Origin of the sequence: Roseovarius sp. AK1035, from assembly GCF_003288315.1 — a bacterium.
Classification (GTDB): Bacteria; Pseudomonadota; Alphaproteobacteria; order Rhodobacterales; family Rhodobacteraceae; genus Roseovarius; species Roseovarius mucosus_A.
In genome coordinates, this window is record NZ_CP030099.1 from 781,500 (window position 1) to 794,446 (window position 12,947).

General features: G+C 60.6%; 13 protein-coding genes. 1 reads left to right on the forward strand and 12 read right to left on the reverse strand.

Annotation, left to right across the window (positions count from 1 at the left end; genetic code table 11):
• Nucleotides 1-98: 98 nt before the first annotated feature.
• The 4 genes from speB to RAK1035_RS03820 all read right to left on the reverse strand — a co-directional run bounded on the left by speB (nucleotide 99) and on the right by RAK1035_RS03820 (nucleotide 3,649).
• The gene (gene speB / locus RAK1035_RS03805) at nucleotides 99-1,067 is read right to left on the reverse strand and encodes an agmatinase (RefSeq protein ID WP_008279603.1); all 969 of its coding nucleotides are present in this window, start codon (nucleotides 1,065-1,067) and stop codon (nucleotides 99-101) included.
• Nucleotides 1,064-1,813, reverse strand: a complete 750-nt coding sequence (locus tag RAK1035_RS03810) for a C40 family peptidase (protein ID WP_008279604.1) — start codon at nucleotides 1,811-1,813, stop codon at nucleotides 1,064-1,066. Before RAK1035_RS03810 ends, speB begins: the two co-directional genes overlap by 4 nt.
• Entirely contained in the window at nucleotides 1,810-3,189 is a 1,380-nt protein-coding gene (locus RAK1035_RS03815) for a leucyl aminopeptidase family protein (RefSeq protein ID WP_008279605.1), read from the reverse strand. Before RAK1035_RS03815 ends, RAK1035_RS03810 begins: the two co-directional genes overlap by 4 nt.
• Nucleotides 3,190-3,268: 79 nt before the next feature.
• A complete protein-coding gene (locus RAK1035_RS03820; protein ID WP_037297011.1) occupies nucleotides 3,269-3,649 on the reverse strand; it encodes a hypothetical protein in 381 nt (126 codons plus the stop codon).
• A gap of 158 nt (nucleotides 3,650-3,807) precedes the next feature.
• Here RAK1035_RS03820 and RAK1035_RS03825 point away from each other — a divergent pair, with 158 nt between their 5' ends.
• Nucleotides 3,808-4,458, forward strand: a complete 651-nt coding sequence (locus RAK1035_RS03825; protein ID WP_008279607.1) for a carbonic anhydrase — start codon at nucleotides 3,808-3,810, stop codon at nucleotides 4,456-4,458.
• Nucleotides 4,459-4,570: 112 nt separating this feature from the next.
• Here RAK1035_RS03825 and RAK1035_RS03830 read toward each other — a convergent pair whose 3' ends face one another.
• The 8 genes from RAK1035_RS03830 to RAK1035_RS03865 form a co-directional block, all read right to left on the reverse strand.
• Nucleotides 4,571-6,769, reverse strand: coding sequence for a 3-hydroxyacyl-CoA dehydrogenase NAD-binding domain-containing protein (locus RAK1035_RS03830; RefSeq protein ID WP_008279608.1), 2,199 nt, complete (start codon nucleotides 6,767-6,769; stop codon nucleotides 4,571-4,573).
• A gap of 15 nt (nucleotides 6,770-6,784) precedes the next feature.
• Nucleotides 6,785-7,996: an acetyl-CoA C-acetyltransferase gene (locus tag RAK1035_RS03835; RefSeq protein ID WP_008279609.1), complete on the reverse strand. Its 1,212-nt coding sequence runs from the start codon at nucleotides 7,994-7,996 to the stop codon at nucleotides 6,785-6,787.
• A 15-nt stretch (nucleotides 7,997-8,011) separates the two neighbouring features.
• Nucleotides 8,012-8,647 carry a glutathione S-transferase family protein gene (locus tag RAK1035_RS03840; protein ID WP_008279610.1) on the reverse strand — a complete coding sequence of 212 codons (636 nt, stop codon included), beginning with the start codon at nucleotides 8,645-8,647 and terminating at the stop codon, nucleotides 8,012-8,014.
• Between the two features lie 163 nt (nucleotides 8,648-8,810).
• A complete protein-coding gene (locus RAK1035_RS03845) occupies nucleotides 8,811-9,956 on the reverse strand; it encodes an acyl-CoA dehydrogenase family protein (protein WP_008279611.1) in 1,146 nt (381 codons plus the stop codon).
• 5 nt (nucleotides 9,957-9,961) lie between these two features.
• Nucleotides 9,962-10,318, reverse strand: a complete 357-nt coding sequence (locus RAK1035_RS03850; RefSeq protein ID WP_008279612.1) for a hypothetical protein — start codon at nucleotides 10,316-10,318, stop codon at nucleotides 9,962-9,964.
• Between the two features lie 2 nt (nucleotides 10,319-10,320).
• Entirely contained in the window at nucleotides 10,321-10,533 is a 213-nt protein-coding gene (locus RAK1035_RS03855) for a hypothetical protein (protein WP_008279613.1), read from the reverse strand.
• 28 nt (nucleotides 10,534-10,561) lie between these two features.
• Nucleotides 10,562-12,340, reverse strand: coding sequence for an acyl-CoA dehydrogenase C-terminal domain-containing protein (locus RAK1035_RS03860; RefSeq protein WP_008279614.1), 1,779 nt, complete (start codon nucleotides 12,338-12,340; stop codon nucleotides 10,562-10,564).
• A gap of 34 nt (nucleotides 12,341-12,374) precedes the next feature.
• Nucleotides 12,375-12,776 carry a MerR family transcriptional regulator gene (locus RAK1035_RS03865; RefSeq protein WP_037296838.1) on the reverse strand — a complete coding sequence of 134 codons (402 nt, stop codon included), beginning with the start codon at nucleotides 12,774-12,776 and terminating at the stop codon, nucleotides 12,375-12,377.
• Nucleotides 12,777-12,947: the final 171 nt, after the last annotated feature.

Here is a 12,947-nt window from a genome sequence, read left to right on the forward strand (position 1 = left end):
GGCTGGGATATGACCCCATATAGGATTCGCGCACGGATTCCAAAGGGTTTGGCGGAGCGCGCCGCCAAACCATGCGTCATGTGTGATCTGTTGGGGCCTTACCCCTCGGCGTGTTGCCCCGCCATGACACAGAGAAGCTCAAACATGATCGACGCCCCTAGAAATGCCGTGCCGCCAGAGGCGTCAAACGGTGGCGACACTTCGACCAGATCAGCACCGATGATGTTGACCCCGTGCAGCCCGCGCACGACCTGCAATGCCTGATAGCTGTTCGGCCCCCCCACCTCGGGCGTGCCGGTGCCGGGGGCAAAGGTTGGGTCAACAAAGTCGATGTCATAGCTGACGTAGGTGTCACCATCGCCTGCAATTTCACGCGCCTCGGCCATCACATCTTCGGGGCCGCGGGCGTGGAATTCCTCGATCAGGATCAGGCGTATACCCTCAGCTGCGGCGAAATCGCGATCTTCGGTGTCATACATCGTGCCGCGCAGGCCGATCATCACGACGCGTTTTGGATCAAGCAGCCCCTCTTCGACTGCGCGACGGAACGGCGTGCCATGAGTATACATCGTGCCCCCGAAATAGGAGTGATAGAGGTCTGTATGGCTGTCGAAATGGATCATGCCCACAGGCGCGCGGCGGGCCAGCGACCGCAGCACCGGCAGGGTCGTGAGGTGATCCCCGCCTGCGGTCAACGGGATGATCCCCGCACCGGTGACCGTATCGTAGAACTCGGAAATCCGGCGCATACTGTCGATGATATCCGCAGGGTTTGGCCCCACATCCCCCAGATCGGCGCAATTCACCGCCTCGAACGGGCGCATGCCGGATGTCGGATGCTGCGCGCGGATCATGGTCGAGGCATCGCGCAATTGGCGGGGGCCATGGCGGGGGCCGGGCCGGTTGGTGGTGCCGCTATCCCAGGGCACGCCGATCAGGCCAATTTGCACATCCTTGTAGCGCTCATGCCCATTGGGCACATAGGGCAGCCGCATGAATGTGGGCACACCGGCAAAGCGCGGCAGCTCAAACCCGGAAATCGGGTGAAAGAAGGGATCAGAGGTCATGACAGTCCTTTCAGGCGTTTGCGAGAGGTGACGGGGCCGCCCCCCTGCGCGGTGATGCGGGCAATGGCATCCGCTATGGGTTCATAGGCCACGGCCATGTGATGCGCGTTGGCATGGAGGAGCGTGGCGGGATCAGACACCCATGCGACATGCCCACGCCAGAAGAGAAGGTCGCCGCGTTGGAGGGGGGCGGATTCAGACAAAGGCGCGCCAAGGCTGCGCTCTTGCGGTCCGCTGTCGCCCGGGCAGGCAATGCCACACGCAAGACACCCCGCCTGCACCAACCCCGAACAATCAATTCCAAAGCTGGCATTTCCACCCCAGAGATAGGGCGTGCCCAGCAGGGTTTCGGCGACGGTGACAGGATCAGTGTCGAGCACGTCCAGCGATGACAGATGGGCGTGCGGGACGTATCCCTGCGGCGTCTCGGCAAATCGGCCTTGTTGGGACAGCACCTGAAGTCGCGCACCATGGCTAAGGCTGAAGCGCTCGCGGGTCTTGAAATCCGGCGCGGGATAAAGATGCGTGGCGCGGGCGCTGACGCGGTGGGTAACTGTCCCCTCAGTCAGGGCGGAGTCAGACACAAAACCCGAATAGCCGTCGCGGATGGCTGTAACCTCTGCCCAATCATCAGCGATCGACTGCACCGTGACACCCTCACCCATCAGAAGTTGTCGATCGCGCGGGCCGTCGGGGCCGCGCAATAGGTCAACGAGAGGCAAGGCAATCAGGCAGGGTGTGGTCACAGCCCCAGCACCTCTGGCAGCGCCTCCAAAAGCGCACGCGCGCCCATGCCGACACCACCCTTGGGGCGTGCGGGGGCGGCGGAGGGCGTCCAGCCGTAGATGTCGAAATGGCTGTAGTTCAGCCCACCCGCAAAGCGGCGCAGAAAGAGCGCAGCGGTGATCGAGCCTGCAAATCCGCCCGAGGGCGCGTTGTCAAGATCAGCGATGCCCGGCTCGATCATCGCCTCATAAGGCGTGTGAAACGGCAAGCGCCAAACCGGATCGGCCACGCGCGCGGCGGCGGCCTCGAGTGCCCCGGCAAAGCGGGGATCGTCAGTGTAATAGGGCGCAAGGTCCGGCCCAAGCGCCACGCGCGCGGCCCCGGTGAGGGTGGCCATGGAGATCATCAGATCGGGTGCATCCTCGGCCCCATAGGATAGCGCGTCCGCCAGCACCAATCGACCCTCGGCATCGGTGTTGTTGACCTCGACCGTCAGACCATTGCGCGCGGTCAGGATATCGCCGGGACGAAACGCATTGCCGGCCACCGCGTTTTCCACCGCCGGAATGAGCACACGCAACTGCACCGGCAAGCCGAGCGCCATGATCATATGCGCCAGCCCCAGAACGGTCGCGGCACCGCCCATGTCCTTTTTCATCAACCCCATGGAAGAGCCGGGTTTGAGATTGAGCCCGCCCGTGTCGAAACAAACGCCTTTGCCCACCAGTGTCAGTTTCGGGCCACTCTGCCCCCACCGCATGTCCATGAGGCGCGGGGCCACAGCCGAGGCGCGCCCAACCGTGTGGATCAGCGGAAAGTTCTGCGCGAGCAGATCTTCGCCCCGCACGCAGGTCACGCGCGCGCCCTGCTGATCGGCGATGGCGGCACAGGCCGCCTCAAGCGCATCGGGGCCAAGATCATTCGCGGGGGTATTGATGAGGTCGCGGGTAAGCGCCTCGCCCGCCGCGATGATTTCCAACCGTGCCGCATCGACGCCTTCGGGCGCAACAAGCCTTGCCTTGGCCGGGGATTGGTCGCGATAGCGCTCATAGGCATAGTGCGACAAGAGCCAGCCAAGCGCCTCGGTCTCGGCCTGATCCTCGGGCAGGCCTGCAACGCGGTAGGTGCCCGCAGGCAAGGCCGCGGCAATCCCGGCAAGATGAAACCGCCCCCGTGCGCGCGACGTCGCCGATCCGTAACCGCCCAAACCCATGGCAATCCCACCCGCCGCATCGGGCACAACCAGCACGCGCCCAAGGGCACCCGTGAACCCCATGGCGCGCACCCATGCCGCAACTTCGGGCGTTTGCCCTGCAAGCCACCCCTCAAGGGCCTCCTCAGCTACAAGATGCAGCGGCAGGGCGGGCGTGTCGGGAGCAGCGAATCTGAGGCTCATTCTGGCAGACCTTTTGGCAGGAGTATTGCGCGCCAGCCTAGCCACGATTACGCCGCCTGCAACCCGTCAATTGATCCCGCTAATTGAGCGGGTCCGCCATATCCCAGATTTCGCAGAGCGAGCCTTCGCCAATCCGCAAAAGCCGTGCAAAGGTCGCGGCAAGTGCATTGGCATCGCCCGCGTCGATAGAACCCGTCACATCCCCCGCCACCCGTGCCAGATGCAGCATGCCGATTTGATCCGCAATTGCGATCAGGCTACGCGCACATTTACGCAGATCGGCCATTTGCCCCTCGCGGTAAAGCCGCTCAGCATGCGTGAGCCGCGCCGCCAGCTCCTCAAGCGCACGGCACACGACATCCTCGGCATTCCTATCGCCCAGTTGCAAATAGAGGGCCGCAAGCCGATGCGCGTCGAGCCGCACCTGCTCTTGTTGTTTCAGCAATGTCACCTGTTCCACATTCTCACCCACGTTGTCATGTTCACTCTGCCCCCACGGCGCGGGCAGAATGACATTGTCGCGGTTCCCAAATGGTTTCCGGCATCGCAAATTGTCCCTCGAATTCGAGGCGAATCCCGACTATTGACCAGTCGATTGCCCAAACCCCGGGAGAGACCATGGAACACGCCCGCCCCCTGCCCGCTTATCTGGTGCACCGCTTTCATGGCTGGAAGGCCACAAGCTATACCGAGAACCAGTCGTGGTATCGGCATCTGGCGCAGCAGGGTCAGCACCCGCGCGCCATGGTGATTTCGTGTTGCGACAGCCGGGTGCACGTGACCTCGATCTTTGGCGCGGATCAGGGAGAGTTCTTTATTCATCGCAATATCGCCAACCTTGTCCCGCCCTATGTGAGTGATGGTGCGCAGCACGGTACTTCGGCGGCAGTGGAATATGCGGTGACAGCGCTCAAGGTGGCGCATGTGATCGTGATTGGTCATTCCGCCTGCGGCGGGGTCAAGGGATGTCTTGATATGTGCTCGGGCCATGCGCCGGAACTGGACAAGCAGACCAGCTTTGTCGGTCGGTGGCTTGATATCCTGCGGCCAGGCTATGAGCGGGTCAAGGATATGGCTGACGCCGATGCCCAGATGAATGCGCTGGAAAAGCAGGCGGTGGTGATCTCGCTTGAGAACCTGATGACGTTTCCGTTTGTCGCCAAGGCCGTGTCAGAGGGCGCGCTGACGCTGCATGGGCTCTGGCATGAAATAGGTTCTGGTGCACTGGAGCAATATAGCGGCAATCAGGATGCCTTTGTGCCACTCTGAGCGCATAGCCTCGTGCGCCTCTCAGGGATCAGCCAAAGAAAAGATTATGAGTATTTGATCCAAGAAGAAGCCCGGCGCGCTCGAACAAGGCGCGCCGGGCTTTTTACTATGGTCAGGCTGCCGCCGCCTGTCCACCAAAGCGCCCATAAAAACTCTGGGTCTTGTCGGCCATCTCACGCAGCAATTTGGGGGTTGCGAAACGCGGGCCGAATTGCTCGGCCAACTGATCGCACCGCTCTGCGGCATAGGGCGTGCCAATGATGTCGAGCCAAGCAAACGGTCCACCCGACCACGGCGCAAAACCCCAAGCGAGGATCGCCCCCACATCGCCTTCGCGGATGTCCTCAAGAACACCCTCCTCAAGCGCGCGAACCGCTTCGAGCACCTGAGCGAACATCAAACGCTGCTGAACCTCGTGCAGGTCAGGCTGTTCGGCGGCGCGGGGGTATTGGGCGGCCAGCCCCGGCCAATACCCAAGACGCTTGCCCTTGTCGTCATAGTCAAAGAAGCCAGCCTTGGATTTGCGCCCCAGACGCCCCTCGCCCTCCATGTAAAAGATGACCTCATCCACGGCGGCATCCGGATAGGCGTCGCCCATCGCGGCCTTGGTGGCGCGGGCAATCTTGGCACCCAGATCAATCGAGGTCTCATCGACCAGTTGCAGCGGCCCCACCGGAAAGCCAAGCTGCCGCGCGGCATTGTCGATAAGCGCGGGCGCCACACCTTCGGCCACCATGCGTAGACCCTCGTTGATATAGGGAATGATGCAGCGGTTGCAGTAAAAGAAGCGGGCATCATTGACCACGATCGGCGTCTTGCGGATTTGCCGGACATAGTCGAGCGCCTTGGCGACGGCGCGCGGGCCGGTTTTCTGACCTTTGATGATCTCGACCAGCATCATCTTTTCCACCGGCGAGAAGAAATGGATGCCAATGAAATTCTCAGCATTGTCAGATGCCTTGGCCAGTTCCGAAATCGGCAGGGTCGAGGTGTTGGTGGCAAAGATACAGTTCTCACCCACAACCTTGAGCACCTCTTTGGTGACTGCGGCCTTGACGGCAGGGTCCTCGAACACCGCCTCGATGATCAAATCGCACCCTTTGAGCGCTGCGTAATCCGTAGTGGCGGTGATAAGATCAAGCGTCGCCGCCTTCTTCTCGGCTGTGGCCTTGCCGCGCTTGATCCCCTGATCCATGAAATCGGCGGTGTAGGATTTGCCCTTGTCCGCGGCCTCCTGTTTCTGGTCGATCAGGACCACATGCATGCCCGCCATGGCAGAGACAAGCGCGATGCCCGCGCCCATCATGCCGGCCCCCATGACGCCAACTTTCTTCACGCGCTGATCGGGCACATCGGGGCGGTTGGCACCCTTTTCCAACGCTTCCTTGTTGATGAAGAGCGAGCGGATCATCGCACTGGACGAGGGGTTCATCAGCACATTGACGAACCAGCGCGCCTCGATCTTGAGAGCGGTGTCAAATGGCACGAGCGCGCCTTCATAAACCGCAGAGAGCAGCGCCTTGGCCGCCGGAAACGCGCCTTGGGTCTTGCCATTGACCATGGCAGAGGCCCCGACAAAGGTCATGAAGCCCGCCGGGTGATAGGGCGCGCCGCCAGGCATTTTATAGCCCTTGTCATCCCAGGGTTTGACGATTTCGGGATTGCTCAGCACCCATTCGCGGGCCTTTTCGATCAGGTGATCGGCGGGCACCACCTCATCCACCACACCGGCGGCTTTGGCTTTTTTCGGGTCGTTGAGCTTGCCCTCGAGCAGGAGCGGCGAGGCGGCCATCGCGCCCAGCTTGCGCACAAGCCGCGTAGTGCCACCCGCCCCGGGAAAAATCCCCACCATGATCTCGGGCAGGCCAATCTTGGCAGACGGATTGTCAGCTGCAAAGATCCGGTGGCAGGCGAGCGGAATCTCAAGCCCGATACCAAGTGCCGTGCCAGGCAGCGCCGCCGCAATCGGCTTGCCACCCTTGTTGGTCTTGGGGTCCATGCCCGCGCGCTCGATCTTGCGCAGGATGGCGTGCATCCCCATCACCCCGTCAAAAAGCCCCTTTGCAGGATTGTCCCCCGCGTCATCGCGCATCTTGGCGATAACATTGAGGTCCATACCGCCCGCAAACGAGCCCGGCTTGCCCGAGGTGAGGATCACGCCCTTGACGGCATCATCCGCAAGCGCGTCATCAATCAGCGCCTCAAGGTCGAGAAACCCTTGCGCGTTCATCACGTTCATCGACTTGCCCTGCGTGTCCCAGGTGATGATCGCGACGCCATCGGCGTGTTTTTGAATTGTGAAATCAGTCATCTTGGTCAGCTCCTCTTACACGCGTTCGATGATGGTGGCGGCACCCATGCCAGAGGCGATGCAAAGCGTGGCAAGGCCGGTGCCCTTGCCCGTGCGCTCCAACTCATCCAGCAGCGTGCCGATGATGATCGCGCCCGTCGCCCCCAGCGGATGGCCCATGGCGATGGATCCACCGTTTACGTTCACAAGGTTTGGATCGACATTGAACGCCTGCTGAAAACGCAGAACCACCGATGCAAAGGCCTCGTTCACCTCGAAAAGCTCGATGTCGGAAATCGACATGCCACTGTCGGCAAGAATTTTCTGCGTGGCCGGTACGGGGCCGGTCAGCATGATCGTTGGGTCCGTGCCGATCTTGCAGGTCTGCACGATCCGCGCGCGCGGCTTAAGGCCCCATTTCTCGCCAAATTCCTTGGACCCGATCAGCACCCCTGCCGCGCCATCGACGATGCCGGATGAATTGCCCGCGTGGTGAATATGATTGATCCGCTCCAGATGGGGATATTTCATCTTGGCGATCGTATCAAAGCCCGGCATCACCTCGCCCATCGCCTGAAAGGCCGGGGTGAGCGCGCCCAGTGTCTGCATATCGGTGCCCGGGCGCATATACTCATCATGGTCAAGAATGGTCAGACCGTTCTGATCCTGCACCTCGATGATGGATTTCGCAAAGCGATTGTCATCCCAGGCCGCTTTGGCCCGGCGTTGGGATTCCATGGCAAGCGCATCTGCCTCGTCACGGGTAAAGCCATATTCGGTTGCGATGATATCGGCACTGATGCCTTGCGGCACGAAATAGGTGTCCATCGCAATCGACGGGTCCACGGCAATCGCCGCCCCGTCGCTGCCCATGGCAACGCGGCCCATCATCTCGACCCCGCCAGCGATATAGGCCTCACCGGCCCCGCCCTTGATCTGGTTGGCGGCAAGGTTCACCGCCTCCATGCCAGAGGCGCAAAAGCGGTTGATGGCAAGGCCGGGGATGCTCTCGTCCAGATCAGAGGCGAGAACGGCAGTCCGCGCAAGGCAACCACCCTGCTCCATCACCTGCGTGACATTGCCCCAGATCACATCCTCGACGGCGTGACCATCAAGACCGTTGCGGGATTTCAGCGCATTGAGCACCTGTGCGCTTAGGCGCGCAGCCGTCACCTCGTGCAGCGCGCCATCTTTGCGGCCCTTGCCTCGTGGGGTGCGCAGGGTGTCGTAGATATAGGCGTCAGACATATCGGTCTCCTTCTTTCAGGCGCGGTCAGCGGGGCTGCCGGGCATCAGGTCATAGGGGTGTTTCCAGCCGGGCGTGGCGCTGATGTTGTCCAGCCACCGGTCGATATTGGGCCAATCCGGGCGGTCAAAACCGAAGGGCTCTGGATAGTAAAGGTAGCTGCAACAGCTCAAATCCGCATTGCTCAGCGCCTCCCCAACGATCCAGTCGCGCCCCGCAAGGTGCGTGTCGAGCGTTGTATAGGCCGCCTTGAGCCGGGCTTGGGTAAAGGGGATCACGCCTTCGGGGCGCTTGTCCTCAGGCAAGAAGTTCATGAGGAAACGGGTCATGCCGATGGGGCTGCTAAATTTGTGGTTGTCCCAGAACATCCAGCGCATCACCTCACGCGCCTCTTCCGGTGTGGTGCCGCCAAATTTTCCGGTCTTCTCGGTGATATACATCTGCATGACGCCCGATTGGCTCAGGGTCACGTCGCCATCGACCAGCACAGGTGCCTCGCCCATGACGTTGATCTCACGGAAGGCGGGCTGCCGCGTCTCGCCGCCGAAGAAATCGACATAGACCGGCGTCCAGTCGAGACCGGAAAGCTCAAGCGCCAGCGCCGCCTTGTAGGCATTGCCGCTCTCGCCAAAGCAGTAGAGGTTGATGGTCATATGTGCCCTCCCGGCGTTTCGCCCATGTCGGGCGTTGGATTTGAATATTCTGGGAACAGTGAAAGCGCGGCCCGTGGTTCATCATGGCTGAAATACTCCACGGGGGTCCGGGGGTGTGAAACCCCCGGCTGCGACTGTGCCATGCTGACCGCCGCCCCAATCCTCACAGCGCCCTCGCGATCAGTTCTTTCATGATCTCGTTGGTGCCGCCGTAGATGCGTTGTACGCGGGCATCTGCCCACATTTCGGCGATGTCATATTCCTGCATATAGCCATAGCCGCCATGCAGTTGCAGGCACTCATCCAGCACCTCGCCCTGAGTATCGGTCAGCCAGTATTTCGCCATCGCAGCCTTTTCAACGCTAAGGTCGCCGCGCATGTGTTCCGTGATGCAGGAATCTAAGAAAGCACGGCAGACGGCGGTTTTGGTCTGGCATTCCGCCAATTTGAAACGGGTGTTCTGGAATTGCAGGATCGGACCGCCAAAGGCCTCGCGTTCCTTGCAATAGGTGATGGTGCGTTCCACCGCACCCTCCATCGCCCCCTGCGCGCCACAGGCGATGATGAGCCGCTCTTGTGGCAGTTGCTGCATCATCTGATAAAACCCGCGCCCTTCTTCGCCGCCAAGGATGTTCTCCGGCGGGATTTCGACATTGTCGAAAAACAACTCGGACGTATCCCCCGCATGCATCCCGACCTTTTCGAGATTGCGCCCGCGCGCAAAGCCCTGCGCGCCTTCGGTTTCCACAACCACCAAGGAGATGCCCTTGGCCCCTTCCTTGGGGTCGGTCTTGGCCGCAACGATGATCAGTTCGGCATGCTGGCCGTTGGTGATAAAGGTCTTTTGTCCCGTAAGACGATAGGCGTTGCCGTCCCGAATGGCGCGGGTCTTGATGCCCTGCACATCCGATCCGGCACCCGGCTCTGTCATGGCAAGCGCACCGACCATCTCGCCCGACACCATTTTGGGTAGCCATTTCTGCTTCTGCGCCTCTGAGCCATAGGCGAGGATATAATGCGCGACGATGCCGGAATGGATGGGATTTCCCCAGCTTGCCAGATTGGCGCGGCCCTGTTCGATGCAGATTACGGCCTCGTGGCCGAAATCGCCGCCAGCCCCGCCGTATTCCTCGGGGATAGAGGTGCAGAGCAGGCCCAAAGCCCCCGCCTCGAGCCAGCAGTCGCGGTCCATGATCCCCGCCTTGCGCCAACGGGCGAAATGCGGCCGCCATTCATCGGTGATGAATCTGGCCGTCATTTCGGAGAGCATCTGATGCTCGTCTGTCATCCAGGCTGATGTCTGGGTCATTTGAGTTACCAAAACCTCCTGATTATCGCCGTTGCGATGCCCGCAGCAAAAAGCAGGACAAGTCCAATAGTGGCCCAAAGGATTGCAAAACCCGCCGCATAACCCGTGCCTACGAACCCTCTTGCTCTGCCGTTAACCGGCCATTGGCCGAGAAATTCTCCACAAGTTAGTGCGCCAGACGGCTCCATTCTGCATTCGGCGCCCCACTGGATGATGAACTCAAAGCCGAGCAAAATAATAACGAGCGCAAGTGGTCCTAAAAGCACTCCGGCGATAACAAATGGTGCGGTGCGAGCGTTAAAGCGCCCGAACAGAAGAGCCGCCAGAATGGGTATCCCTGCACCGATTACGATAAAACCCATTGCTATTTCTTTCGAGCCTCAAGCTCGGAATTGAAGAGCCTGAGGCGATGCGCAAAGGTTTCTTCATTGATCACGCTGTCGAAATTCTCGAAGAGAAAGGACAGTGCCTCGCCCTCGTCGAGCCCCGAGTCCTGCGCAAAGCGGCGCAGGCGGCGGTAGCCATCCTCGGTCATCGCCGCGTTGAAGCGGCGCGTGAGGCGAAAGCGTTTCGGCATCTGTCCCTCCTCCCCTAGCAGTCTCTCCTCAGAACGCTTCGGCCTCCAAGGCCATGACCGTATCAGCACCGCTCTGGATGCGTGCCAGATGCAGGGCCGTCGCAGGCAGGCGGCGCTTCATGTAGAAGCGGCCGGTCGCCAGCTTGGTCTTGTAAAACGCCTCGTCCGACGTTCCCGCCTCTAGCGCAGCGTGGGCCGATTTCGCCATCCTTGCCCACATCAGGCCAAGGCAGACATGGCCAAAGAGGTGCATGAAGTCATAAGAGCCGGACAGCGCCGCGTTGGGGTTCTTCATCCCATTCTGCATGAAGAACATGGCCGAGGCTTGCAGGTCCTTAGAGGCCGCCTTGAGTGGATCGAGGAAATCAGCCTTCAGCGCCTCATTGCCTTCGTTTTCCTTGAGGAAGGTTTTGACCAGTTCGAAGAAGGCCATGACATGCTTGCCGCCATCCTGCGCGAGCTTGCGCCCCACCAGATCGAGCGCCTGAACGCCGTTGGCACCTTCGTAAATCATGGCGATGCGGGCGTCGCGGGTGAATTGCGACATGCCCCATTCCTCGATATAGCCGTGGCCGCCGTAAATCTGCTGCGCGAGCACGGTCATGTCATAGCCTTCATCGGTGAGAAAGCCCTTGATCACCGGCGTCATCAGCGAAATCAGACCTTCGGCAGCGGCGTCATTGCCACGATGCGAGCGGTCGATCAGCTCCGCGCCCCAGAGCATGAAAGCGCGCGCGCCCTCGATAAAGCTCTTTTGATCCATCAGCGAGCGACGGATGTCAGGATGCACGATCAGCGGATCGGCCGGGCCATTGGGGTTTTCCGTGCCGGTCACCGCACGGCCCTGAAGCCGGTCCTTGGCATAGGCGAGTGCGTTTTGATAGGCGACCTCGGCCTGTGCAAGACCCTGCATGCCCACACCGATCCGCGCCTCGTTCATCATGGTGAACATGGCGCGCATGCCCTTGTGCTCTTCCCCCAAGAGCCAACCGGTCGCCCCGTCATAGTTCATCACGCAGGTGGAGTTGCCATGAATCCCCATTTTTTCTTCGATCTTGCCGCAAGTCACGCCATTGCGGTCGCCAAGGCTACCGTCTTCTTTGACAATGAATTTCGGCACGATGAAAAGCGACACGCCTTTGATCCCCTCGGGGCCGCCAGGGATTTTGGCAAGCACCAGATGGATGATGTTGTCGGCCATGTCATGCTCGCCCGACGAGATAAAGATCTTCTGTCCGGTGAGCTTGTAGCTGCCATCGCCCTGCGGCTCGGCCTTGGTGCGCATCAGGCCCAGATCGGTGCCGCAATGCGGCTCGGTCAGGTTCATGGTGCCGGTCCACTCGCAATTGGCCATTTTCGGCAGGTAGGTGGCCTTTTGATCCTCGGACCCATGCACAAGGATCGCAGAGGCCGCGCCGTGGGTCAGACCTTGATACATGGTAAAGGCCTGATTGGCGGCCGAGAACATCTCGCCCACTGCTGTGCCAAGGATATAGGGCATGTATTGCCCACCGAATTCCTCGGGCAGGTCGAGCGCGGTCCAGCCGCCCTCTTTCATCTGCTCAAACGCCTCTTTGAACCCTTTGGGCGTGCGCACCACACCGTTTTCCAACACGCAACCCTCGGTATCGCCCACGGCGTTGAGCGGCATCAGCACCTCAGAGGCAATCTTGCCCGCCTCTTCCAACACAGCCTTGGTAAAGTCGGGCTCAAGCTCGGCATAGCCGGGCGTGGTCTGCTCAGACACGTTCAGCACCTCGTGCAACACGAATTGCATGTCGCGGGTGGGGGCGGTGTAGCTTGGCATATGTCTCTCTCCCTAAAACAGGTGCCGGACCGGATTACTCGGCGGCTTTTTGGCTAGTCTTGAGCGAGGCCAGCATACGCTCGCCCCATGTCATCTGTTCGCGCAGCTCAGAGATTGCAGCCTCCAGCTCGTCGCGCTGTTTCTCCATTTCGGCCAGACGCATCCGTGCCACATCATAGGCGCGGGCAATCTGGCTGTGTTGCTGATCCCCTTTGTCGTAGAGGTCGAGCAACTGGCGCAGGTCCTCGAGGCTGAACCCGAAACGCTTGCCGCGTTGGATCAGTTTCAGCCGCGCCCGGTCGCGCCGGGTAAAGAGCCGTTTCTGCCCAACCCGGCGGGGCGAGAGCAGTTCTTTGGCCTCGTAGAAGCGTAGAGTGCGGGGCGTTACATCGAACGCTTCACACATCTGGCGAATGGTCATCATATCGTCGGTCATCAGTTTACCCATGTCACAGCACATTTGCCGACAATCTGCGGATCATGGAGTATGGTTACAACAGCCGGATGGCTTTACGTAACCACTACGTCGCGTCACTTTCAAGTTGACGTAAGATAAGGCAAGGTAAGCGGGGCAAAGTGGAAATATTCTTGCCCCAACGTCACCCGC